The sequence below is a fragment of the Marinomonas posidonica IVIA-Po-181 genome (assembly GCF_000214215.1).
In the GTDB taxonomy this organism is placed as follows: Bacteria; Pseudomonadota; Gammaproteobacteria; order Pseudomonadales; family Marinomonadaceae; genus Marinomonas; species Marinomonas posidonica.
Genome location: NC_015559.1, coordinates 2,693,758 through 2,718,997, shown reverse-complemented (window position 1 = coordinate 2,718,997; position 25,240 = coordinate 2,693,758). Strand labels below are relative to the sequence as shown.

General features: G+C 43.9%; 21 protein-coding genes and 1 riboswitch. Of the genes, 13 read left to right on the top strand and 8 right to left on the bottom strand.

Going from position 1 to position 25,240, the window contains the following annotated elements:
* Positions 1–79 precede the first annotated feature (79 nt).
* Positions 80–886, top strand: a complete 807-nt coding sequence (locus tag MAR181_RS12590) for a pesticin C-terminus-like muramidase (RefSeq protein ID WP_171810322.1) — start codon at positions 80–82, stop codon at positions 884–886.
* Positions 883–1,254: a hypothetical protein gene (locus MAR181_RS12585; protein ID WP_013796979.1), complete on the top strand. Its 372-nt coding sequence runs from the start codon at positions 883–885 to the stop codon at positions 1,252–1,254. The genes MAR181_RS12590 and MAR181_RS12585 overlap by 4 nt, the downstream gene beginning before the upstream one ends.
* Positions 1,255–1,591: 337 nt before the next feature.
* On the opposite strand, the gene MAR181_RS12580 is transcribed toward MAR181_RS12585, so the two are convergent.
* Positions 1,592–2,752, bottom strand: coding sequence for an alpha-hydroxy acid oxidase (locus tag MAR181_RS12580; protein WP_013796978.1), 1,161 nt, complete (start codon positions 2,750–2,752; stop codon positions 1,592–1,594).
* 187 nt (positions 2,753–2,939) lie between these two features.
* Complete coding sequence (locus tag MAR181_RS12575; protein ID WP_013796977.1) at positions 2,940–3,869, bottom strand: hypothetical protein; 930 nt, start codon at positions 3,867–3,869, stop codon at positions 2,940–2,942.
* A gap of 329 nt (positions 3,870–4,198) precedes the next feature.
* Between MAR181_RS12575 and MAR181_RS12570 the strand changes: the two genes are divergently transcribed.
* Positions 4,199–5,377: a hypothetical protein gene (locus tag MAR181_RS12570; protein ID WP_013796976.1), complete on the top strand. Its 1,179-nt coding sequence runs from the start codon at positions 4,199–4,201 to the stop codon at positions 5,375–5,377.
* A 97-nt stretch (positions 5,378–5,474) separates the two neighbouring features.
* On the opposite strand, the gene MAR181_RS12565 is transcribed toward MAR181_RS12570, so the two are convergent.
* Positions 5,475–6,713, bottom strand: a complete 1,239-nt coding sequence (locus MAR181_RS12565) for a saccharopine dehydrogenase family protein (protein ID WP_013796975.1) — start codon at positions 6,711–6,713, stop codon at positions 5,475–5,477.
* 34 nt (positions 6,714–6,747) lie between these two features.
* Positions 6,748–7,845, bottom strand: a complete 1,098-nt coding sequence (gene nspC, locus MAR181_RS12560; RefSeq protein ID WP_013796974.1) for a carboxynorspermidine decarboxylase — start codon at positions 7,843–7,845, stop codon at positions 6,748–6,750.
* Positions 7,846–8,116: 271 nt separating this feature from the next.
* On the opposite strand from nspC, the gene MAR181_RS12555 reads away from it, so the two are divergent.
* A complete protein-coding gene (locus MAR181_RS12555; RefSeq protein WP_013796973.1) occupies positions 8,117–8,695 on the top strand; it encodes an NnrU family protein in 579 nt (192 codons plus the stop codon).
* 93 nt (positions 8,696–8,788) lie between these two features.
* Here MAR181_RS12555 and MAR181_RS12550 read toward each other — a convergent pair whose 3' ends face one another.
* Positions 8,789–10,702, bottom strand: a complete 1,914-nt coding sequence (locus MAR181_RS12550; RefSeq protein WP_245546157.1) for a methyl-accepting chemotaxis protein — start codon at positions 10,700–10,702, stop codon at positions 8,789–8,791.
* A gap of 226 nt (positions 10,703–10,928) precedes the next feature.
* Between MAR181_RS12550 and yegD the strand changes: the two genes are divergently transcribed.
* Entirely contained in the window at positions 10,929–12,293 is a 1,365-nt protein-coding gene (gene yegD, locus MAR181_RS12545) for a molecular chaperone (RefSeq protein WP_013796971.1), read from the top strand.
* Between the two features lie 37 nt (positions 12,294–12,330).
* A complete protein-coding gene (locus tag MAR181_RS12540) occupies positions 12,331–13,401 on the top strand; it encodes an FUSC family protein (RefSeq protein WP_013796970.1) in 1,071 nt (356 codons plus the stop codon).
* Between the two features lie 330 nt (positions 13,402–13,731).
* On the opposite strand, the gene MAR181_RS12535 is transcribed toward MAR181_RS12540, so the two are convergent.
* On the bottom strand, positions 13,732–15,123 hold the full coding sequence (locus tag MAR181_RS12535) for an EAL domain-containing protein (protein WP_013796969.1): 1,392 nt from the start codon (positions 15,121–15,123) through the stop codon (positions 13,732–13,734).
* Positions 15,124–15,392: 269 nt separating this feature from the next.
* Positions 15,393–15,617: riboswitch (cobalamin riboswitch) on the top strand.
* A 60-nt stretch (positions 15,618–15,677) separates the two neighbouring features.
* Here MAR181_RS12535 and MAR181_RS12530 point away from each other — a divergent pair.
* On the top strand, positions 15,678–16,358 hold the full coding sequence (locus MAR181_RS12530; RefSeq protein WP_013796968.1) for an energy-coupling factor ABC transporter permease: 681 nt from the start codon (positions 15,678–15,680) through the stop codon (positions 16,356–16,358).
* A 26-nt stretch (positions 16,359–16,384) separates the two neighbouring features.
* On the opposite strand, the gene MAR181_RS12525 is transcribed toward MAR181_RS12530, so the two are convergent.
* Positions 16,385–16,984: a TetR/AcrR family transcriptional regulator gene (locus MAR181_RS12525; RefSeq protein ID WP_013796967.1), complete on the bottom strand. Its 600-nt coding sequence runs from the start codon at positions 16,982–16,984 to the stop codon at positions 16,385–16,387.
* 123 nt (positions 16,985–17,107) lie between these two features.
* Here MAR181_RS12525 and MAR181_RS12520 point away from each other — a divergent pair, with 123 nt between their 5' ends.
* Positions 17,108–19,129 carry an NADPH-dependent 2,4-dienoyl-CoA reductase gene (locus MAR181_RS12520; RefSeq protein WP_013796966.1) on the top strand — a complete coding sequence of 674 codons (2,022 nt, stop codon included), beginning with the start codon at positions 17,108–17,110 and terminating at the stop codon, positions 19,127–19,129.
* A 51-nt stretch (positions 19,130–19,180) separates the two neighbouring features.
* Here MAR181_RS12520 and MAR181_RS12515 read toward each other — a convergent pair whose 3' ends face one another.
* Positions 19,181–19,693, bottom strand: a complete 513-nt coding sequence (locus MAR181_RS12515; RefSeq protein WP_013796965.1) for a hypothetical protein — start codon at positions 19,691–19,693, stop codon at positions 19,181–19,183.
* 264 nt (positions 19,694–19,957) lie between these two features.
* Here MAR181_RS12515 and iscR point away from each other — a divergent pair, with 264 nt between their 5' ends.
* The 5 genes from iscR to MAR181_RS12490 all read left to right on the top strand — a co-directional run bounded on the left by iscR (position 19,958) and on the right by MAR181_RS12490 (position 25,240).
* Complete coding sequence (gene iscR, locus MAR181_RS12510) at positions 19,958–20,446, top strand: Fe-S cluster assembly transcriptional regulator IscR (protein WP_013796964.1); 489 nt, start codon at positions 19,958–19,960, stop codon at positions 20,444–20,446.
* A gap of 74 nt (positions 20,447–20,520) precedes the next feature.
* Positions 20,521–21,957 (top strand): Fe-S cluster assembly protein SufB, encoded by a 1,437-nt coding sequence (gene sufB / locus MAR181_RS12505; protein WP_013796963.1) that lies wholly within the window; start codon positions 20,521–20,523, stop codon positions 21,955–21,957.
* 13 nt (positions 21,958–21,970) lie between these two features.
* Positions 21,971–22,747: a Fe-S cluster assembly ATPase SufC gene (gene sufC, locus MAR181_RS12500; RefSeq protein WP_013796962.1), complete on the top strand. Its 777-nt coding sequence runs from the start codon at positions 21,971–21,973 to the stop codon at positions 22,745–22,747.
* Between the two features lie 3 nt (positions 22,748–22,750).
* The gene (sufD, locus tag MAR181_RS12495; RefSeq protein WP_013796961.1) at positions 22,751–24,010 is read left to right on the top strand and encodes a Fe-S cluster assembly protein SufD; all 1,260 of its coding nucleotides are present in this window, start codon (positions 22,751–22,753) and stop codon (positions 24,008–24,010) included.
* Between the two features lie 12 nt (positions 24,011–24,022).
* Entirely contained in the window at positions 24,023–25,240 is a 1,218-nt protein-coding gene (locus tag MAR181_RS12490; RefSeq protein WP_013796960.1) for an aminotransferase class V-fold PLP-dependent enzyme, read from the top strand.

The window sequence follows — 25,240 nt, the reverse complement described above, 5'->3', positions numbered from 1 at the left end:
GCGTAACTGGCTTTTTTGTGGTGAGAATATACCAGCCGCGCTTTACATTGCTGAATTGATCGAGCATGAAAAAGAGCGGGTGGATGAGTTAGTTTGGATGCAGGACGCCAGCAGTTTGGGTCTGCCAAAAGAAGTATGGAATTGGTGGCCGATACACTCATTTGATGATGAAATGGATGAGAAGTGGCTCACGGTGCCTAAGGGGCAACTTACTTTTGATTCAGAAGGTACGGATGTTGAGTCCAGCTTTATGTTTACACGAAAGCCTCATGTGCCGAATAATTCAGGTAATGTAATTGAGGATTCGGGTATTACGATTGGTCGAGGTTTTGACATAGGTAATAAACCAGCCTCTGAGGTTGAGCAGTACTTTAATGCCGCCGCCGTAAGTTGCAAGCCAATCAGTCCTAAATTATTAGATTGGCTTAAAAAAGGAGCAGGTAAAACAAAACAGGCGGCTTATGATTATTGGTTAACCCTAGACGCTAAAGTGCCTAAAGAAGAGCAAGAAATTACGCGTAAAATGCAGCATTACCTGTTCCTTGAATCATATGCGTTTTATGAAAATGATGCGAAACGATTAACCACTAAACTTGATGTCAGAAATGCCTACATAGATGGGGCAGAGCTTAATTGGGATGAGTTGAGTGAGAAAGTTAGGGAAGTGATTACCGATCTTCGTTATGTAGGACATTATACCGGTTCAGGCGATAAGCGAGGGAATACGAGGAAGAAGATTGTGCCAGCGATTTATAAGGATTTGAAAGAAAGTCTTAGTGGTGATTCGTCTAATCTCTATGAAATAATGACTAATAAGGTAATGTGGTTAACTAAATTTAACGTTGATGAAAATAGATTTGATGCACGAGGAATAAACTTAAAGTGAAAAAATTACTTTTAATATTACTATTATTACAGGTCTTCAATATTAAAGCTGAATCGATTGATGACTATTATTATTATCAAGTGGATAAAATGGGAGCTGTTGATGAAAAATATTCATATGTAGTTTATTTGAAAAAAGGAGACCCTTGTATCCATGTTAATAATATTAAAAAAAATATAAATAAAAGATTTTGTGAAACGGGTAATGAGAATTTAAATCTCTATAAAAATTTTCCTACAATTTATGCAACCAACTTTAACCTAAGCTCTAGTAGGTTTTATTACACAGTTGCTGCACCTTGGGCAGAACAAAGGTGTGAAATATATTTACCTAAAAATAGATTAACTTGCGAACCTACAGGTAAATAAATTTATTTAGTCTCCAGTCTATCAAAGCCATTCATATTAAATGATTGGCTTCTATCTTCGATAACGTGATTATCATAGACCTATTTTTTATGCGGTAAATGAAATGATGAAAACTTTCAATTATAAATAAGGTTTTTTATCTGGGTGACTTTTTTCATAAAATAGGCCAGTTCCATATACCCACTAAAATTGAAGCGGATACACCGATTGTTGATCCTCGCTATCAGATTCACTTCGAACTCTTTTCCACAGAAGAACCACCAGAAGCCTTTTTAAAGCGATTCTTTGGTGAAGTGCTGTAAAAAGGCTTGACGAATTTCAGATGTATTATCTGGTCTCAAACATCTCTAAATTTTTCATGTTGAAACACCACATCGCTTCGGCTGATGTCCTTGATGTCTCGGTGGCCGATGAAGGCCATGGTGAGTTCGGCTTCTTCGTGGAAGATTTCCAACATACGAGTAACACCGGCTTTGCCCATAGCCCCTAAACCGTACACCATAGGTCGGCCCACCATGACGCCTTTCGCGCCGAGTGCTTTCGCTCGTATGATGTCTTGACCGCTGCGAATGCCGCTGTCGAGCCAAACTTCAAGTTGATCGCCAACCGCCGCAACAATTTCAGGCAGAGTGCTTATAGAAGAGCGAGCGCTGTCCAGCTGTCGACCACCGTGGTTGGAAACGACGATGGCATCGGCGCCCAATTTGACGCATTCTTTGGCATCTTCCACTTCCATGATGCCTTTGATGATGAGTGGACCTTGCCATAGGTCGCGGAAGTAGCGGATGTCTTCCCAACTAAGCTTGGTATCAAATGAGCCTGCGGTCCATTTCATTAGGTCGTTCATGTCGTCCACACCGGTGGCACAGCCTTGAATGTTACCAAATTCTCGATTGCTGGTTGTTAGCATCTTCATTGCCCAACGAGGGCGGCGGGCGATGTCGAATAGGTTTGGTATGGTTAATTTCGGCGGCGCTGTCATACCGTTTCTATGATCCGCATGGCGACGTCCAATCATTTGCAAATCTAAAGTCACCACCAATGCAGAACAGCCAGCAGCTTTGGCTCGATCAATGAGTTTTTTCGTAAATTCACGATCTTTTTGCACATAAAGTTGGAACCAGAAAGGCGATTGGGTTTTGGCGGCCACGGCTTCAATGGAGCAGATGCTCATGGTGGATAAGGTAAAGGGGACGCCAAACTCTTCTGCCGCTTGTGCGGCTAAGATCTCACCGTCCGCATGTTGCATACCCAATAAGCCAACCGGTGCTAAGGCCAACGGCATGCTTGCATCGTGGCCCACTAATTTGCTCTGTAATGTGCGAGGCTCTAAATCTCGTGCGACACGTTGTCGAAATAAGATTTGATTAAAATCCGATTGGTTTAACCCTAAGGTGTGTTGTGTCCAAGAGCCAGATTCGCAATACCCCTGAAACATCTTAGGAACGCGTTTATGGTACAAGTGTCGTAAATCATTCAATTCGCAAATCAGACTCATATGTTTTCCTTATTTTGGTCGATTTTTTTGTCTTTATGTTAGTCGCTCTTGGTGAGTAAGGTCAGATCCAGAGTGTAATGCAGTTCAAACAAGGTGAAGAAAAAGCCGTCGAATATCATGATATCTGAACATCCACTTTAGCTTGATACTGAGATTAAAGTGAATGGCCTAGCAAGGCATTCTTTGTTTAGCAGATCATCCCTTCAATATGTAATATCGGTGTCTTATTGTCATCGAAAGTTCGGATCCAGCCTTTGTCCACTTTCAGGGGGATTTTTTTATCACCACATGTTGGGATAGGTTTGTCTGTTGCCATTACATAACCATAGTTGCCGTCATTTTCCAGTAAGTAGATGAATTTACCTTCGGTGGTTACTCGCGTTTTGGATTGGCTATATTGACCGGATGCATCCTTGGTCAGTAGTGGTTGATTAAGAATGGAGTAACCAGGCCAACCTTCATCTTCAGGTGTTCCGACTAAACTGTCCTGCCAATAGCTGATGCTAGTGAAACGCTTATCATATTTAAACCAAGCATCATCACCGACCTTAAGCCAGTCACCATCAATCTCATATATTAAAAAATCGATGGAATATTTAGTACCGGTATGTGAAAGGGTTGCAAAATCTCGCAGCCGGCCTTTTATTTTGTTTTTCTGATTGTTGTAAACAAGTAGTTCAATCTCAGAACCTTCATTTTCACCTAAACTCCATAAAGTGACGTCATCAATTGATAGGTATCCTATGCCAAGCTTGTCCCATCTATGTACCCAATTATGTCTTGCTTTAGTCTGTGTATAGTTTTGCAGGTGATAACCCTTGTCATCTATTGCATCAACTAAATAAAGAGCTCCATTCTTTCTTTTCTCTACCATAGGCATGGGGTTAAGGAGTTCGCTGGCTTTACCGACCGGTTTTCCAGTCGTGCTATCCAGTAATATTTCATTATGCTCAATGTATTTGTATCCAATAGGCAGTGCTTCCGTCTTTTGCCCATTGATCACCAAGGTAAACTGATTATTTTGACCATCTGCAGCATAGCAAATGCAACAGACAAAAAGCAGTGCAGAAGTCAGCCATAGTTTTGTTTTCCTGAGGTTTGTATCGCGTATCATCATTGCAGTCTCCTTATAGCAAGTTGGATGATATCTGGGCATTTTTTGTACAGTAGATCTATTTTTTGATTGTTCCTGACAACATCTTTGTCTTACCTTTGTGATACAAGCGTCGTAAATCATTCAATTCACAAATCAGACTCATATGTTTTCCTTATTGTGGTCGATTTTTTTGTCTCTATGTTAGCAGTTCTTGGTGAGTAAGGTCAGATCCAAAGTGTAATGCAGATCAAACAAGCTGAACAAAAAGTAGTCGAATGCTTCGCGATCGATTGAAAATTAGGCTAGTGTCCATGTTTGATGCAGTAAAAATACGATAAGAAGGGAATGGTATGCAGCAGTGGCTTACAAGGTGGCGGACTTTTTTATTGGTATCAGTGGTGGTTGCCTTGGCTTGGGTCGGAGTGATAGACAGTTACGCCGAAGACTACATAAATGCCTCATTAGTGACTTCATCCGTGTCTTTTGGTTTGGCCAGATTATTCAATGCCACAGTCTCAGTATTGTCGACCGTTACTCTTAATGTCCCCATTGTTGGCTCGATTCAGATTGGTGAAATGTTGGATCCATTGAATGATTTGGTGGAAGACTTTTCGACCATTATGAAGTACGCCATTTCTTCGTTATTGATTCAAAAATTTCTCGTAGAAATCTTCCAAACCTTGTATTTCAACGTTTTTATCAGTGTGTCTGGTGGATTGTATTTACTTTGCTATTACCTTTCTCTAAGTGGCTTGGTGGTTATCTATCGGGTGTTTTTGTTTGCCTGTTTGTGTAAGTTCTCCATCGCCTTAGTGGCGTTAGCAAGCAGTTGGGTAGACAGCGCCTTTGTTGAGTCACGCATTGCGCAAAACAATTTGGCGCTGGAGGCGTTTCCGGTTTCCCCAGATCAACTGGATCAGTCATTGGATTTGACTGCAGAGTTACAAGCCCAAGCTGCACTAGACTTGCAACAGGAAAAACAAAAGCATGATGCTCTGTTAGTGCAACTGTCATTGTTGCGCGACGCGTTAGCAGAGCTTAATGAGGAAAAGGCCATGTTAAGCGAGCAGAAAGCAAAGTTGACAGGAGAAGAGGGTGCTTTTAATAGTCTATTTAATCGCTCAGATGCATTGAAAGCCATTCAAACTGAATTGGATCAGCTGAACGATGAGATTCGAATTCAACGTATTAGCTTGGCTGATCTATCAGATCAAGAACGAGAGAGTGCCGATGAAATGGCGTCCTTAACTGAGCGCATGAATGGCGAAATGAGTACCTTTGAAAGCCTTACCAGTGGTTTCAGTCGTGTCACCATGGCAGCAAAAAGCAAAATTTTGGGGTATGTGGATTCCTTGAATGCTTCCATGGATAGGTTCTTAAATTTGATGGCGCTGTTTTTACTCAAAACCTTGGTCATGCCTTTGCTCTTTTTGTGGGGGGTTTACAAAGCCTTTGTGAAGGTGTGGGAAATAACACCAAGGCAAGCCGTAGAAAGGATGAAAACCTCATTGAATCGCATAAATAAATGAGGTTGTTCACTGCAATCGATCATAAAAAAATCCCCAGTGAGAAGGCTCACAGGGGATTTTTATTTGCTAACGTTTTCTTTTTAAAGAATAAGCTGGCTTAAAGCGTGAAAGGGCGATCGCCGTTTTCGTCTTTAATGCGTGTTGGAAGCCCCATGTCGTTCAACAAACCTAAGAAAGGTTTAGGGTCTAGTTGCTCAACGTTGCGCATTTCTTTGGCATCCCAAGTGCCGTTCGCCACCAAAATGGCCGCGGCAACCGGTGGTACACCAGCGGTGTAAGAAATACCTTGGCTACCTACTTCGTTATAAGCGTCTTTGTGATCCGCCACGTTGTAGATGAAGACTTCTTTTTCTTCGCCATCTTTTATCCCTTTGACAACGTCACCGATGCAGGTTTTACCTGTGTATTCCGGTGCCAAAGAAGAAGGGTCAGGCAATACTGCTTTTACGACTTTCAGTGGTACCACTTCTAAGCCTTCTGCGGTTTTAACAGGCTGCTCAGACAGCAGGCCTAGGTTTTTCAAAATGGTGAAGACGTTAATGTAGTGTTCGCCAAACCCCATCCAGAAACGAACATTAGGCACGTCTAGGTTTTGTGATAAAGAGTGAACCTCATCATGGCCCGTCATATAGGCTGTTTGTTCGCCAACTACGGGCAGGTCGTCGGTACGGCTGATTTCAAACATTTTGTTTTCTTGCCACTGACGGTTTTGCCAAGAGTAAACACGTCCGGTAAATTCACGGAAGTTGATCTCTGGGTCAAAGTTAGTCGCAAAGTATTTACCGTGGCTGCCTGCGTTGATGTCGATGATGTCGATATCACTGACACTGTCGAAGTAATCATTGTAGGCTAAGGCCGCATAAGCGTTGACCACACCCGGATCAAAACCCACACCGAGAATGGCGGTGATGCTGTTGTCTTTACAACGATCACGGCGTTGCCACTCATAGTTGGCGTACCAAGGTGGCTGTTCACAGATTTTTTCTGGTTCTTCGTGGATGGCTGTGTCCAAGTAAGCAGCACCGGTTTCGATGCAGGCTTCTAAAACAGACATATTAATGAAGGCCGATCCCACGTTAATGACAATTTGGGATTCCGTGTCTTGAATCAGTTTTACGGTGGCTGGCACATCTAAAGCATCTAGAGCAAATGCTTGAATGCGGCCTTCGACTTTCATACTGCCTTTGTCTAGGACACTGGCGACAATATTGTCGCATTTCGCAACGCTACGTGAAGCAATGGCGATATTGCCCAGTGTGTCGTTGTGTTGAGCGCATTTGTGAGCGACGACGCGCGCCACGCCTCCGCCACCAATAATGAGGACATTTTTTTTCATAGTAACACTCTCTCCAAAAATTGAGTCTGTAGAGTTAGGACAGATTCTGTTCAAAGTCTTGATAGTCGAATTCTCTGACGAGTTCGATCTGACCATCTAATTGGCGTACGGCAATGGACGGCATTTTGACACCATTAAACCAGTTTTTCTTTACCATGGTGTAGCCCGCCGCATCTTGAAATGACAAGCGATCTCCGACCTTAAGTGGTTTAGTAAAGTTGAATTCGCCAAAAATATCACCTGCAAGACAGGATTTTCCACACACCATGTATTGATGTTCGCCGTCGTTAGGCAGCATTTTTGCGTTTTCACGATAGATTAATAAGTCCAGCATATGGGCTTCAATGGAGCTGTCGACGATGGCCAAATTTTTGCCATTGAATAAGGTATCCAGCACGGTGACTTCAAGGCTTGTGCTCTTAGTAATACTGGCTTCTCCCGGCTCAAGGTAGACTTGAATGTCATATTTTTCAGCAAAGGCTTTTAAGCGTTGGCAAAAACGGTCAAGCGGGTAGTGTTCACCGGTAAAGTGGATACCGCCACCTAAGCTGACCCATTTTACTTGTGTGATCAGGTGACCAAAGCGTTCTTCAATCAAGCTGAGCATCTCATCAAAGCGCTCAAAGCTGTCGTTTTCACAGTTGTTATGAAACATGAAACCAGAAATGTCATTGATGACGGTGCTGATTTGCTCAGGATCCCATTCACCTAGACGGCTGAAGGGTCTGGCTGGGTCGGCAATGATGAATTCAGAGGTGCTGACTTGTGGGTTGACGCGCAAACCGCGAGTCTTGTTCTGGCTCATGTCTTTAAAACGATTGAACTGGCCAATCGAGTTGAAAATGATTTTATCGGAATGCGCCAAGACTTCTTCAATCTCGTCATCGGAATACGCCACACTGTAGGCGTGGGTTTCACCTTCGAAACGCGTTTTCCCCAGTTTTACTTCGTACAACGAAGAGGATGTGGTGCCATCCATGTACTCTTGCATTAGGTCAAACACTGACCAAGTTGCAAAGCATTTAAGAGCCAGCAAAGATTTGGCGCCAGAGGTTTCACGCACATAGGCAATCTTTTCTAAGTTCTTTAATAAAGCCGCTTTGTCTATGAGGTAATAGGGAGTTTTGATCATGGCACCAGCCCAATTGTAAAAAAGTCGGTATTCTAGCAAACAAGTGAGGATTTTCTAGTCGTAAAAGCGTCTTTTCATTGGCTTTTCGAGGCTGTTTGGCCGTATTTCCTGACCTGTCGACAAATGTGTGATTTATGTGCAACGTAAGAAGTTATCCTTGTTACGAGATCTGCTTTATAATCTCAAGCGTTTTTGGTTTGGAGTGGGCGTTTTTTTATGAGCGTTTATCTCTTCAAACTCGTGGGGTTGTATTTATAAGGGGCATGTTAGAATGTTATTGTTGATTTTGGGGTTGGCGGTTTTTATCTGCGTGCATTCGGTTCGCATCGTGGTGCCTAACTGGCGTGAAACGCATCGTGAAAAAAATGGCATGATGCAATGGAATACACGCTTTGCACTGTTAACCTTGTTGTCGTTGGCCTTCGTTATTATGGGTTATATGCAGATGCGATTGCAGCCTGTGTGGTTGTGGTATCCACCGATCGTCGTTCAGCATATTTCAGCCTTAGTCATGTTGGTGGCTTTATTTGCATTAGGTTCAGCCATAGTGCCAAAGACGACGTTGAAATCTAAGACGGGCTATCCTTTGTTGATTGCAGTGAAGTTATGGGCTTTCGCACACTTGATGAGTAATGGCACACTGGCTGACGTGATTTTATTCGGCAGTTTATTGGTTTGGTCAGTGGTCAGTTTTGCGGTTTATCGCCGTCGTGATCGTCGTAACGGTGTGGTACGTGAAGAAGGTGGCGTGCAGTATAACCTGATGGCTTTTGTCTTCGCGATGGTCTCTTGGTTTGCCATTGTGTTCTTCTTGCACAAAGCCGTGATTGGTGTATCACCTTTGGTATAAGTTGTTACTAGACATAAATGATGAGTGGTCAAAAAAATGCCTGACAGCAAATACTGTCAGGCATTTTTATTTTCGAGAGAACTGAATTAACGGTTAGGTTCGAAAGTGATTGATGTCAGTCAACATATCCTCTGAAAGGGTTTTGAGCTCTTCAGCACGGGCGGCACTGTCTGAGGCCAGTGTGACCAGCTCTGTTGCACTCTTTTGAATGTCGTTCGTGTTCTGATTTACTTCGGCTGTGACACTGGTTTGTTGTTCAGTGGCGGTGGCGATTTGTGCCGCTCGATCATTGATCATGGCAACTGAGTGTTGGATTTGGTCCAGACTGTTTTTCGCTTCATTGACATCCAATACACTACTTTCGGCTTTTTTGTGGCTCAATTTGATTCTACCCACTGCGTCTTTGGTAATGCTTTGAAGTGCCTCAATCATGGATTGAATCTCTTCAATGGAGCTGTAGGTACGCTGTGACAAGACGCGAACTTCGTCCGCGACGACGGCAAATCCGCGACCTTGTTCACCTGCTCGCGCGGCTTCGATCGCGGCATTCAAGGCGAGTAAATTAGTTTGCTCAGCAATTTCAGAAATGGTCGTCAAGATGGTATTGATGCCATCGGCGTTTTGGCTCAAGTTATTAATGACTTCAGCAACGCCTTCTATGTCGGAAGCGAGGTCGCGAATGCTGTTTTGGCTTTTCAGTACCTGCTGTTGTCCTAGGCTACTGGCATTGACCGTTTCATCTGCATTATTGGCGGTGCTGGTCGCATTGCCGGCGATTTCCTGTGTTGCTAGTGCCATCTGATGAATCGCCGTGGCCACCATGGAAATATTGCCTTGTTGCTCTTCCAGTTTTTTAGCGCTTTGTTGTGATGAACGATAAGAGGCATTGGCTTGATCGGATAAGTCTAGACCAATCTTTTTTAAGTGCGAAATGGTGGTTTGCAGTAGGGCAACGAAGTGGTTGAAGTTATTGACCAGTTCCGCTATTTCGTCTTTTGAATGGGTGGTTAAACGCTGGGTAAGATCGCCATTTCCCTGCGCAATTTGTGCCATGCTGTCAGATACGCGTCGTAAGTCTTTTAATAAAATGCGTGAGATCTGCATGACGACAAGGGAAGTCAGTACAAGCAAAATCGCAACGGCAATGAGGATATTAATACCCAGTTTATAAAGTGGGGCATCTAAGTTTTTTTGGTCCATCATCAAGCCCAATACCCAAGGGCTGTTCTTAATTTTACTGGCGTACATTAAGACATCATGATTTTGGATTGTTAAGCTGGTGAACTTAGCCGTGCGTCGTGCTTCATTCAAAAAGCTTGGTGTTAGAATGGGGGATAATTCAGCGGCCTCTTTTAGAATAAGGCCTTTCTCTGGGTGCGCAATGATTTTTCCATTGCCGTCAAGCAAGGTACTGTAGCCACCGCCAAGTACTTTCATTGCGGTGATTTTATCCAGTAAATCGTCTAAAAAAACCAAGCCACCAATGGCGCCTTTGAATTGCCCATTTACCATAATGGGTTCAACAAACGTCATAGAGAGTTTTTTCGTTGAAGAAGAGATATAAGGTGTGGTGACATATGCTGATTTTTTCATTTTGGCATCTTTGTACCAACTGCGGACTCGCGGGTCATAATCTGCACTGTTCAGAGAGGGATCATGTCGATACATGTCGCCGTTCTCAAGCCCCAAAAACGTCATACCAAAACTCAAACTGGTTTGGGCTTGCTGCAATATGTCGAGAATTTGTTGTTCATCTGCTTGTGGGTTAGTCGTTAACGCGTGTTCAATTTTTTGTTTCACGGCTTTCATCGTGTTTGAACGATCATCGGACCAAGCATTAATGTAGGTAGAAATGGATTCGGCTTGTGACTTGGCTTCCGATTTGATTCCGGCTTCACTGCTCGTGATGAAGTCGTAGAAGGATACGCCACCCACACCTATGGCAATAATAATGGCGACGAAAATGGCTTGTAACATGATTTTGCTTTGTAGCGAAAGGTGCATCATCTGCTCCTAATAGTTCGTGTAAGTAATCCATAAAGGCTAAATTTATGGTGGATTCAGGATTGTTCCTTTCAGTATTTTTTATTTTTTCGCTGCGTTTGGTGGTTATGTTTTTATGATGTCATGGACGCATTTTGTTGTTAGATCCGCTTAGCTGACAGTCTATTCTCTCTATGTTATTGTCCGCTGCTTTTCATAATGTTAATGAATATAAGGTCAGGTTTATCAAATGATTTGTGGTTTCGATTATGGTACATCTAATTGCGCAATAGGTGTTATGTCGGAGGAGGGGGCACGTCTACTTCCTTTGGAAGATGACAATGCTTTTCTGCCGTCCACGTTATACGCACTCGATCGAGACCTAATCACGGAATCTGTTGGCTATAATATGCTTGATGAAGCACAACGCCAAGCCTTTCTTCATGATAGGCAAGCAGCCTTGTTGCGAGCACAGCGAGTGCGCCGAGAAGAGGATGTGAGACAGGACGATCAAGTGTTGTTCTTTGGTCGAAAAGCCTTTGCTGAATATTATGATTTTCCGGAAGAGGGTTACTTTGTTAAATCCCCAAAGTCTTTTTTAGGGGGCTCTGGTTTACGCCGTGAACACATTCATTTCTTTGAGGATGTGGTGGCTTGCATGATGCAAAATGTCAAGCGAAAAGCCGAGGCCACATTAGGGCAAAGTTTGACGCGAACCGTCATTGGCCGACCGGTTAACTTTCAAGGGATCAATGCCGAAGCGAGTAATCGTCAAGCCCTTGAAATCTTGACAACGGCCAGTAAGCGAGCCGGTTTTGAATGCGTGGAGTTCTTATATGAACCCATTGCCGCTGGGTTAGATTTTGAAACCAGACTAGAGCAAGACAAAACCGTATTGGTGGTCGACATTGGCGGTGGTACAACGGATTGTGCCATGGTGAGAATGGGGCCAAGTTATGCGGAAAAATTAGATCGTAAAGACGATTTTCTTGCCCATACTGGTGAACGTGTGGGGGGGAATGATTTAGACATACGCATTGCTGGCAAGCATTTCATGCCATTATTTGGCATGGATTCGCGACTTAAAACTGGCCTGCCCATGCCAACACAATTGTATTGGAATGCCGTGACTACCAACGATGTGTCGGCGATTGCCACGTTCAATAGTCAGCAAACTCAGCAGCAGATAGAAGAGCTATTACGAGATGCTGCGCACCCTGAGTTACTATCTCGTTTTGCGCGACTGCGAAAAGATAAGCAAAATTTTCACATTGTTCGTAATGCCGAAGAGGTTAAAATAGCCCTTTCAAATTCGTTATCTCATCAAGTCTCACTGGATTACATTGAAGCTGAACTGGGGTTAAGTTTGCCTCGTGACGCCATGGCAAAATCCATCGCGCCGCCGCTGGAGAAAATGCTCTCTCTAATGACTGAAGCCATTGAGCAAGCCGGGGAACAACCTGACCTCATTTACATTACTGGCGGTTCAGCTCAATCCCCTGTTATTCGAGCGGCCATTGAAGATGAAATTGGCCGTATTCCAGTAGTGGATGGCGATCATTTTGGTAGTGTGGCATCGGGCTTAAGTGTGTGGGCCGAACGAATTTTCCGTTAATCTGTTCATTTAGTTAGACCAATAAGGGAGCGTTTCATTGCTGAAGTCAATCAAAGAGCAAGTAGGAAGTCTGTTTTCATGGAGTGAGGTGAAACGTCCTTGGCACATTGCGATCGTGGCGGCCATCTGTGTCGGTATCCCTCCTCTTATTGGTGCGGCGTTAGGGCAGTTTGCCATCGCCACCTTAGCCAGTTTGGGGGCCATGGTGATTTTATATTTACCGAAAACCCGCACAGCACATCGTATGGTGACCATGGCAATGTGTTCGTTTGGTTTTATGCTGTGTTTCAGTGTGGGGGCCTTGTCGAGTTTTAATCCTTATGTCGCGGCCTTAGCCTTGGCTATTTTATCCTTCGGTGCCATCGTGATTACTCGATACTACTGTTTGCCAACGCCAGGGAGTTTCTTCTTTATTTTGGTGTCGGCATTGGCCATTTATTTACCGTTTGATTTGACCAAGCTTCCAGCCAATATTGGTATGGTCGCGCTTGGCGGTATGATGGCGTGTATCATCGCGTTTATTTACAGCTTGATGACAGGGGCGAATGATCTGCCACTCAGTCAATTTGAAACCGACCCTCGGGTGAATGCGATTTTGCTGGAAGGATTTTTGGTCGCTTTTTTCATCGGCTTATCTTATTTAGTCGCCATGTGGTTACAATTAGCCAATGCTTTGTGGGTGCCGATTTCCTGTGCGGCGATTCTACAAGGGGCGACCTATCGGATGATTTGGCATCGAAATGTACATCGAATTATTGGAACGGTTATTGGCATGGGGTTGGCCTGGTGTGTCTTTTCCATTCAGCCCAATTACTGGCATTTGGCTTTGTTTATGTTTGTGTTTCAGTTTTTGATTGAAGTCTTCATTGTTAAAAACTACGGTGCTGCGGTGATTTTTATTACCCCTTTGACGGTGATTATGGCGGAATTTACCAGTGCCAATATGTCTACCGAAGTCTTGTTGCAACATCGATTGCTGGACATTCTTATTGGTAGTTCTATTGGTATTATTGGCGGCACAATTTTTCATCGTACATCTTGGTTAAAACGTATTGAATCTAAGATGAATGCCCGCAGTTCATTGTCTGGCCGCCGACCTTCTGATTAAGCATTTATCCTTGATAGAAGAGAGTATTCTCTTCTATCAAGTCTCATTCTATCCATTTCATATTTAGTCATTCTAGCTAAGGAAGGTACGAACACGTTCACTGGCTACGGCAAGGTGCTTCTCGGCAACCGCTCCTGCGTTGCCCTATTACACTACATCCTTGTGGTTATGCGTTGCTCTAATCCCCTACATCCCTGTTGGGGGCTGCGTGGGAATAACGTTCTTTTATTCGAGGCAAGTTTTGCCGTCCAATATCAGTCTATTGGCAACAAGCTTAACAAAGAATAAAGAGAGCTTAGCCAACGTTCAGAAGACTTATTCGCACCTTCCCTAAGCCATGCCGGCTTTTTGTGGTTTGCCGTAGAACCACCCCTGATGGTAGCGGACATCAATGCTGGTGAGCCGTTGCTGGTCATCACTGTCTTCAACACCTTCAATAATGCAAGGTAAATTGAGGGTTTTAAATATTTCAATGAAAGGCACAAGGAATTCAGCATTTTTGGATTTGAGGATGCTTTTGTCTATTTTGATGAAATCAAAATCAAATTCAAAGATATACGAAAAGTTCGAAAAGCCAGAACCAAAATCATCCAATGCGAACCGGTACCCTAGTTGCTTCAGCATCATAATGGCTTTTTGGATTTTTTCCCGGTTTAAAAATAGGTCCTCGTCTTCGGTGATTTCAATGATGATTTCTTGTCGTGACGCTGAATTAATAGAGGATAAATAGGCCATCAATTTACTGTTTAGCAAATGCTTGGCAGACAAGTTGATTTGAAAGTTTTTACAATGGAAATGATTGCGTTCGGTTGACAGTTTATCCAGTTGCCATAAGGTGTGATCGACGTAGAGGTTATATTTTTTGATGCTGCTAATAATGCCTGCAGCGTGTTCTTGATCTTTGCAGCGAGTAAAAATTTCATAGGAAAAAACCGCGCCATTTTGAGAGTCAATAATAGGCTGGTATACATTGAAAAAGCTGTCGGAATAGATTTTCCGTTTTAATCTTTTTTTGCCTGACAAGAAGGTTAAAAATGGAATAGAGACAAATTGGAAAAACAAAAAGGACAATACAAAAATAGAGATGTAATACACACTTGATGCATTAAGGTTTTGTTTGTCTTGGTAGCTGTAATATAGGTTGCTTACGTGCTCTGATGGCATTTCTGCCTCATTATATTTGAGGTCGGCGCCTTTGCTTTTCGTATCAATTCTGATGTTCTGCAATAAATTATCTATGGATGTGTGTTTGATCAGAGCATTGAATTCGTTTTGTTCAGTCGACTTTTTGATGATGTAAATTGTTTCATTATACAAATTAGAATTGTGTGGGCCGGAAAATTGGAAACCTTCATGTGGCTCAGGGTTGCGAACCTGAACCTTGCTTTTCCCCCAAGAACTACAGGTTAAAATGCCTCTAGTATCTCCTTGTTTTACAATGCCGATTTCAATCACCCCATCAATATTATAAATGGACTTGCGCATGAATTTCAGAACATCGGCATTACATTGTCCTTGATAGAGGTCTGAGGTCTGATTTAGAGCAACCGAAATGGAGAGAAATAAATTCTCTAGGAAGGCGATTTGTTTTTCGTTACTTTGCGTCAGTTTGATGGAGGCCTGATGCGAGAGTCGCTTACTTTCGATTTCGCCTAAAAAGAATGCTAGGGCAAATGAGCATAATAAACTAACCAGTAAAATCTTCACTTTTCCATGTGGCATGCTGACTCACAAAGTTAACCGCTATTGTTGAGTATTAATTTTAACCTTTTCAGCGTGTTGATATGGTGTTTTTTTGTGAATGAAGGTAGCAAGTTTACTAAGTGTTTTGAGTTTAAATCGATAGCGAGCTAGTACATCTTATTGATGCTGCTCCTGCTTAAAGGCGACGTTTTTCCCTCAAAAGAGAATAATCCAACTTTAAAAATTGCCTAATGAGAACAGAGGCAGTAGTCTCTGTGGCGTATTCAGACGCTTAATTTGAGTGAGTCAGAATAACGGGTTATGAAGGTGTCATGTCGCACTCTAAAACATGCGGCAGAGTAAACGGGAAACAGGTACGTGAATACTAAGCCTGTGCTGCCCCCGCAACGGTATGTTTAAGCTTTGGTTGACAGATTCAATTGCACTGCGAAGGTGGGAAGGAGTTGAGTCGTGAATGTTGATCGATCAATAGGCTGACAAGTCCGGAGACCGGCCTTCGTAGATTGAGTCTATACATGTAGACACTGATTTAGCACATACGGGTGAGTGTGTTGCATATTAGGAGATGAAAAATGCATATTGAAGCAGGCGTTGTTGATGGCGCTAAAATTTTATTGAGTTACGGAACCGCATTGGCGGCAGCAGGTTTGACCCTCAAAGCCGCGACGGAATTGATTAAACAGTCTGGTTTGTTCTCATTACTGGGACGAAGCGTGATAACCAGTCTATTGGTTTTCTTCTTTTTTGAAGTGCTGCCTCATCAGGCCGTTGGTGTATCAGAAGTTCACTTTATCTTAGGTTCCACCTTATTTCTCATATTTGGTCCAGCGGCGGCGGCCATTGGTTTGGCATCTGGTTTATTCATTCAAGGGATGTTCTTTGCACCATTTGATTTGCCGCAATATGGTATGAACATGACGACCTTATTGTTGCCTTTGTTTGCCATGTCTATGGTGGCGAAACGAATTATTTCGCCTAATACGGCTTACGTTGATATTTCTTATAAGCAAACGCTGCAGCTGTCCCTCATGTACCAAGGTGGTATTGTGGCTTGGGTGGCCTTCTGGGCTTTTTACGGTCAAGGATTTGGCGCAGAAAACCTCAGTTCCGTTGCCAGTTTTGGCCTTGCTTACATGAGTGTTGTGCTATTAGAGCCTTTGCTTGATTTGGCTGTGTTAGCAGGTGCGAAGACATTAGATCGCTTCAAACAGTCCGGTCTATTTGAAGCGCGTTTGTTTCATTCATTTTTATGAGTGATGCCCCGAAGTGAATAAGGGGCTCATTGAATTGAGCGGCATAGGTTTTTGATCATTTGATCAACCATGCCGCTTAAATCTTGTTTGTCTAAGTAAATCCCATCTAGGTAGAATCTCGCCAATCCATGTAGGCTGGCCCAGGTCGTTTGACCAATTCTTAAAGCGCTATTGTCGGCAGGTAAGATGTTTTCCTGTTGTAATTTCTCAACCCAATCAATCCAGGTTTTAAAGGTTTGTCGCGAGGCGGCGACTAAGCTTTCTGTTGGGGTGCCAGCTTTCCAGATGACCCGTCCATACATGAGATCGTAAGTTTCACTGTGTTGTTGTGCGTATTCTAAGTAAAGGTGTACATACTGTTTAAACAGGTCTGCTGTTGGCAGCGTTTTTTTGAGCAACTGACAAAGCAGTTCTTCCTGTTCGTAAAAACCTTTTTCCGCTAAGGCGCACAAGAGTGCATTTTTATCTTTAAAGTGGTGGTAGGGGGCAGTGCGTGATACGCCAACAACGTCGGCTAGTTTGCGCATGCTTAAACTTTCGACTCCATGCTCTTTGATTAAGTTGGAAGCGGAATCAAGTAACGACTTGGTGAGATCACCATGATGATATTTTTTTGAGTTTGTCATGTGGTGATTATTATCTGGCTAACTTGACAATGTCAAAATGAAAACTTATCTTGACAGTGTCAACATTGCGATCGGGCAGCTGCAATGGTTAACGTTTAAGTCAAAATAATAAGAGAGCCGCTTATGAGTCACGCAACTTACCCACATTTATTTCAGCCTTTGGATCTTGGTTTTACTCAGCTAAAAAATCGTGTGCTAATGGGTTCAATGCATTTAGGTCTAGAAGAGGTCAAAGGTGGCATTGAGCGTATGGCGGCTTTTTATGCAGAACGTGCTCGTGGTGGTGTTGCCCTAATTGTGACAGGTGGTATTGCGCCAAATGCAGAAGGCGTGGTGTATGCTGGAGCGGCGGTGATGGCGTCTGAAAAAGATGTAACAGAGCATCAGGTTATAACCAAGGCCGTGCATCAAGAAGGCGGTAAGATTTGCATGCAAATCTTACATACCGGTCGTTATTCCTATAATCCAAAGCTGGTGGCACCATCCGCGATTCAAGCCCCGATTAATCCATTCAAGCCAGAAGCATTGACTGATGAAGGAATCGAAAAGCAAATCAATGACTTTGTGAACGCTGCGCAGCTGGCTAAGCAGGCTGGTTATGATGGTGTGGAGATCATGGGGTCGGAAGGCTACTTTTTGAACCAGTTTATCGCGGTCCGTACTAATCAGCGAGAGGATGAATGGGGTGGTGAATATGAAAAACGCATTCGTCTTCCTGTCGAAGTTGTGCGTCGTGTGCGCGAAGTGGTTGGTGAAGCATTTATCATTATTTACCGTTTGTCTATGCTGGACCTTGTTGAGGGCGGGAGTACGTTAGAAGAGGTGGTAGAGCTTGGTTTAGCAATTGAAAAAGCCGGTGCTAGCATCATCAGTACTGGGATCGGTTGGCATGAAGCGCGTGTTCCAACGATAGCAACAAAGGTGCCAAGAGCGGCCTTTACTTGGGTAACCGCTAAGCTAAAGGCGTCGTTAAATGTTCCCTTGGTCACGTCAAATCGTATTAATGCGCCAGATGTGGCTGAAGAGGTGTTGGCTCGTGGTGATGCGGATATTGTGTCGATGGCGCGGCCGTTCTTGGCTGACCCAGAATTTGTGCTAAAAGCGCAGGAAAATAGAGCGGATGAGATCAATACTTGTATTGGTTGTAATCAAGCTTGTTTAGATCATGTGTTTGCAAACAAATTGACTTCTTGCCTAGTGAATCCTCGTGCGTGTCATGAAACCAAATTGGTCATTGCGCCTGCCGAAGAAAAGAAACGCATTGCGGTGGTTGGTGCTGGGCCTGCTGGTTTAGCGTTCGCTACGACGGCGGCTAAACGTGGTCACGATGTGACCTTATACGATGCTGCGAGTGAGATAGGTGGTCAGTTTAATATCGCCAAGCGTATTCCGGGTAAAGGTGAATTCTATGAAACCTTGCGCTATTTCAAGCGTCAGGTGGAATTAACCGGGGTAAATTTACAGTTAAATACTAAAGTGGATGCGCATTTTCTGAATCAGTCAGATGTAGACGAAGTGGTATTGGCCACGGGGATTTTGCCTCGTACCCCAGGAATCGAAGGCATTGATCATCCGAAAGTATTGAGCTATCTAGACGTCATGGATGGTCACCCAGTTGGTAGGCGAGTGGCAGTCATCGGTGCTGGTGGTATTGGTTTCGATATTTCGGAATACCTTATTCATGCTGAAGCTTATAAAGCTCAGAAAATTGAAGATTTTATGTCCCAATGGGGAGTGGACATGAGTTTAGGTGCTCGTGGTGGCGTTGAAGGTATGACGCCAAAGTTTGAGCCCGCCGAGCGTGATATTTTTCTGCTTCAGCGTAAGAAAAGCAAAGTAGGGGAAAATTTAGGCAAAACCACAGGCTGGATTCATCGCACTGAGTTATTGAAAAAAGGGGCTACTTTGTTATCTAGCTGTGATTATCACAAGATCGATGATCAAGGTTTGCATTTGTCTGTAGACGGTAAGTCTCAGGTATTGGATGTGGATAATGTGATTATTTGCGCTGGGCAAGAATCGAACCGTTTATTAGAAGCTGGATTGGATAAGCCAATGCATTTGATTGGCGGGGCTAATGTGGCATCTGAATTGGATGCCAAGCGGGCGATAAAGCAAGGTACAACTCTCGCCGCGAGCATTTAAATAAGCTTGTTCTCGCGGAGGGATGATAGTAATTGATGACCATAAAAAGCCTCACTCTTGTGAGGCTTTTTCGATAGGCTCACCGGTTTTCAAAAGCCTTAACAGGTCTTCTCTTTCAAGGCTGCTTTTCAATGCCAGATCCATTCTATATTGATATTGGCTATTCCAATCCGCACTGTCTGGCGTGATTCTGGATAGGTCATTGATGGCCGATTTCATTACTTTCAGATAAGACTGAATGTTTTCTTCTTGGTTGATCAGGATGTTTTTCAGCGCGGTGGCACTACTGTGCCGAAGGTATAGCTTGAGCTCATCGCTGTCCTTTTCAATTTTATCAATTTGAATGCTGTATTTTTTTTGAGCATTTTGCACGTCAGTGATGCGAGCATCGTACTTACTTAACGTGCTGTCTAGCACTGGGTCATCCTTAGCGGAACTGACGAGGAAGAAACTGACGCCACCAGAGGCGCCTACGCTGAGGAGAAAGCAAAGAAGAAATGGCACGAGTACGCTTTTGGGCTTCTGCCCAGCGTTGTCTGATGAATTGTCGTTTTTGTCTTTCATAATGACTCTTCTATCGGTGAATGGATTTCTTTTTATTCTATGCGATTTTTGGGGATTTAGGAGGCTTTTTATGCGGCAGTTTAGAGATGAATTTTTGTGCAAAACGCATTCTTCGGTTTAGTTTTTATGCTAGTCCACGTAAAATGCGCACGGAAATTTGGTTGGCTGACGAATAACCTAGTATTTTAGTCAGGTAAATACTTGATCAAAACACTAGGTTTTGTGTATTATTTAGGCTTACAGAAAGTATTAATTGGATAGCTTATGCGTCTTACAACAAAAGGTCGCTATGCAGTAACTGCCATGCTGGATCTGGCATTACATTCGAGCCAAGGGCCTGTTTCCTTGTCGGATATTTCTGAGCGACAGGGGATTTCCCTTTCCTATCTTGAGCAATTGTTTTCCAAGCTTCGTAAGAAGGCTTTGGTTATCAGTGTGCGCGGCCCCGGCGGCGGTTATCGCTTGAGTCGTTCTAATAATGATATTTACGTTGCACAAATTGTGGATGCGGTGAATGAGTCAGTTGATGCGACAGGCTGTAAAGGGCGCAGTGACTGCCAGAGTGGTAATACCTGTTTAACCCATCACTTGTGGTGTGACTTGAGTGATCAAATACATGACTTTTTAAGTCAAATTAGTTTAGAGCAATTGGTGTGCCGAAAGGATGTGCGCCAGGTAGCGGAGCGGCAGAAGCTAGAAAGTCGAACGCTCGGCTTTGATAGCAGCAAAATTAGTGCGGCTATTCTCGACTAGATAATCAATTAATGATGTGGAGCCTTCTTGGGAATATATCCCCTTAGTCGGTTCCAAAAATGAGTGAGTTTTATATGACAGAGCAGATAGATAAGGCGCTGGCACGGGAATACGAAGCGGGTTTTGTGTCTGATGTTGAATCGGAAACATTTACGCCGGGATTAGATGAAGATGTCATTCGTCGTATTTCACAAATGAAAGGTGAACCTGAATGGATGCTCGAATGGCGTTTAAGTGCTTTTCGTGATTGGCTAAAAATGGATGAGCCGGATTGGGCATTAGTAGATTACCCAAAAATTGATTTTCAGGCGATCTCGTATTATTCCGCGCCAAAAAGCATGAAAGACAAACCTAAGTCTTTAGATGAGGTGGACCCAGAGCTCTTGCGAACTTATGAAAAGCTTGGCATCCCCTTGATTGAGCAGCAAATGTTGGCTGGTATTGCGGTTGATGCGGTATTTGACTCTGTCTCTGTTGTCACGACTTTCCGGGAAAAGCTCGAAGAAGCGGGTGTGATTTTTTGTCCGATTTCGGAAGCCATTCACAAGCACCCTGATCTAGTTAAAAAATACCTCGGCAGTGTGGTGCCTAAGAAAGACAACTATTACGCGGCGCTTAACTGTGCTGTGTTTACGGATGGTTCGTTTGTTTACATTCCCAAAGGCACTCGTTGCCCAATGGAACTGTCTACTTACTTCCGTATCAATGAGCAAAATACTGGTCAGTTTGAACGTACCTTGATCATCGCGGACGAAGGTAGCCATGTTAGTTATCTAGAGGGTTGTACGGCGCCACAACGAGATGAAAATCAGTTGCATGCGGCTGTCGTTGAGTTGATTGCGTTGGACGACGCAGAAATTAAATACTCTACCGTTCAGAACTGGTACCCAGGTGATGAAGAAGGCAAAGGTGGTATTTACAACTTTGTGACCAAGCGTGGTGTTTGTCATACCAATGCCAAGATCTCTTGGACGCAAGTTGAAACTGGTTCTGCCGTGACTTGGAAGTACCCTAGTTGCGTATTGAAAGGGGATAACAGTATTGGCGAATTTTATTCGGTTGCCTTGACTCGAGGTCGTCAGCAAGCGGATACCGGTACTAAAATGATCCATCTTGGAAAAAACACCAAGTCGACCATTATTTCGAAAGGCATTTCAGCCGGTAAGAGTAATAACAGCTATCGTGGATTGGTTCGAATGAATCCAGGTGCGGAAGGCGCGCGTAACTTTACTCAATGTGATTCTTTGCTGATCGGCGATCAATGTGGTGCCCATACCTTCCCTTATGTTGAAAGTCGAAACCCTTCTGCCATTGTCGAACATGAAGCGACGACCTCGAAGGTCAGTGACGAGCAAATGTTCTTATGTCAGCAACGTGGTCTGGATCCAGAAAAAGCGGTCTCTATGATCGTCAACGGCTTTTGTAAAGAAGTTTTTAAAGAATTACCGATGGAATTTGCTGTAGAAGCAGGCAAGTTACTAGAAATTAGCCTTGAAGGCTCTGTAGGTTAAGGAATTGTTTAGCATGTCGAATTTATTGACGATTAAAGATTTACACGCCAGCGTGGAAGAAAAGAACATTATTAAAGGTCTTAACCTTGAGGTTAAGCCTGGTGAAGTGCATGCCATCATGGGGCCAAATGGCGCTGGTAAAAGTACCATGGGTTATGTGTTATCTGGACGTGATGGTTATTCTGTTGAAAGCGGCAGTGTGACATTGGGTGGTGAAGACCTACTTGACATGGAAACAGAAGAGCGTGCTCGTGCTGGTTTGTTTTTGGCATTCCAATATCCTGTTGAAATTCCAGGCGTCAGCAATCTTGAGTTCCTAAAGGCGGCGGTTGACGCTCAGCGTGAAGCGCGTGGTGAAGACGCTATTACATCGGCTGACTTTTTGAAAGAAGCAAAGGCCGCATGTAAACAGGTCAATTTGCCAGTGTCATTCCTTAAGCGTGGCGTCAATGAAGGTTTCTCTGGTGGTGAGAAAAAGCGTAACGAGCTAATGCAGATGTTGTTGCTTAAACCGAAGCTTTGCATCTTGGATGAAACCGACTCAGGTTTGGATATTGATGCTTTGCAAGTGGTCGCAGAAGGTGTAAATAGTCAGCGTTCAGCGGATCGTAGTTTCATCGTTGTGACTCACTATCAGCGCTTGTTAGATTACATTAAACCTGACTTTGTACATGTTTTGTCAGACGGCAAAATTGTCAAAAGTGGGGATGCTTCTTTGGCTCATGAATTGGAAGCGCAAGGTTATGCTTGGTTGCAAACAGAACCAGCTGAAGATGAGTTAGAGGGGTAACGCATGAGTGAATGGTTAGAAAGTGCCATCGCTCGAGGGCAAGAAAATCAAGATTGGTTGGCGCCAAAGCGTGCTCAAGCGCTTGATATTTTGGCGAATACTCAATGGCCAACGCGTAAAACAGAAGCTTGGCGCTATACCCCTCTAAAGGCGGTTGAACGGAGTTCGGCGAAAGCATTAGATCGTGTGTCTGGTTTAACACCTGTAGCCATTCCGAATGTTTCAGCAATTGAGTTGGTGTTTGTGAACGGTCAGTTTGATGCATTGCAATCTACTAAAACCTTGCCAACAGGTTTAACGGTTCAGCTTGGTCAAGATTTGTCTTCTCAGCAGCAAGCAGAAGCCTTGCGTTCTTTTTCAAACGTTAAGCCTGAGCGTCATCTGTTCGGTTTAGTGAATGATGTGTTAGCTAGTGACGTGTTATTGGTTACTGTGGCAGAAAGCATCAAGATTGCTGAGCCATTGCGAATCAGTTCTTTGTTAAGTGCCGGGGCTGAATCTCATACCCGTGTTTTAGTGCGTTTAGAGAAAGGGGCTCAGTTAGCCGTGATTGAAGATGTTCAGTCGCAGGGTGACAGTCTTAGCACAGCATTTGTTGAATACGATGTGGCGGCAGACGCTTCTCTAGAACATTATCGTTTTGCATTGCAAACAGGGTCGAATTTAACGATTGGTGGTAGTCACTTTCAGCTGAGCGATAAGTCAAAAATGCACAGCACAATTGTTGGCTTTGGCAGCGAGTTGTCTCGTTTGGATACGGATATTATTCACGCTGGTGAATTTGCCGATGCCAAGCTGAATGCTATGTATTTGCTGGATGGTAAAGAGTTATTTGATTTGCATGCTACGGTTGAGCATGCGATGCCAAACGGCACAACGGAAGAGAATGTGCGTGGTATTGTGGCGGATCGAGCGCGTGCTGTGTTTAACGGCCGAATTCATATTCACCGTGACGCGCAGAAAACCTTAGCTGAATTGAATAATCGCAATTTGTTAATGTCGAATAAAGCGGAAATCAATACTAAGCCTGAATTGGAAATATACGCTGACGATGTCCGTTGTGCCCACGGTGCGACCATCGCTGAAATCGATAAACAGGCGCTCTATTATTTAGAGACGCGTGGCATTAGTAAGTCAAAAGCGCAAGTAATGCTGAACTTTGGTTTCATTAATGAATTGATCGATTTGATGCCAAATGAAGCGTTAGCTGAATGGGTTCGTCCTATTATCCGTGAGCGCTTTGCGCAGATGGAAGTGAAGTAAGCGAGGAATAGAATGAGTTTTGATGTTTCCGCCATTCGTGACGAGTTTCCGATTTTAAAGCGTGAAATCGACGGTAACCCTTTAGTGTACCTTGATAACGCAGCGACGACCCAAAAGCCACAATGTGTTATTGATGCACTGGTTGACTATTACACTAGGTGCAATGCCAATGTTCATCGTGGTGCTCACCGTTTGGCGGATGAAGCCACTCGCCATTTTGAGAACGCTCGCGACATTGTTAAAGCGTTTTTGAATGCCCCTAAGCGTGAAGAGGTCATCTGGACAACAGGGACGACGGAAGGCATTAACATCGTTGCCAACGGGTTATCGGCTTTGTTGCAACCGGGTGATGAAGTCATTGCAACAGGGATGGATCATCATGCGAATTTGGTGACTTGGCAGCAAGCTTGCAAAACGTCTGGGGCAACCTTTAAAACGGTGCCTGTCACCGACGATGGTGAGTTGGATTTGGTGGCGTATCAAGCTCTGCTAAATGAACGTACTAAGTTTGTCGCCATACCTCATGTTTCCAATGCGCTGGGTACCATTAATCCAGTCAAAGAGATGACGGCGAAGGCAAAAGCTGTTGGGGCTTTGGTGTTAATTGATGGTGCTCAAGGTGCCGCGCATGGCTGGGCGGATGTACAAGACATTGGTTGTGATTTTTATGCTTTCTCGGCTCATAAACTATACGGCCCTATGGGGGTTGGTGTGTTGTGGGGGCGAGAGGCTGTCTTAGCAGATTGGCCTGTGTGGCGAACGGGAGGGGAAATGATTTCCACTGTGACGCTGCAAGACGCTACTTGGAATGTGTTGCCTTATCGTTTTGAGGCAGGCACACCGAATGTGGCGGATGTCATTGCTATGGGCGAAGCGATTCGTTGGTTTTCCGCATTGGATCAAGAAGCTGTGGCGGCGCATGAAAAGGCTTTGTTGGCTCATGCAACGAAACTGGCGGATGAATTTGACGGTTTGACGGTGATCGGTCGAGCTAAGAATAAGATTGGTGTATTAAGCTTTGTGATGGACCAAGGTCATCCGGCAGACATTGGTTTTTTATTAGATCGCCAAGGTATTGCCGTTCGAACTGGGGACCATTGCGCTCAGCCTTTAATGGCGCGTTTTAATGTTCCTGGTACGGCACGTGCTTCGTTTGCGATTTACAATACGTTAGAGGAAGTAGATGCTTTATTTGCTGCATTGAAGAAAGTGCGCAGCATGTTGGTGTAG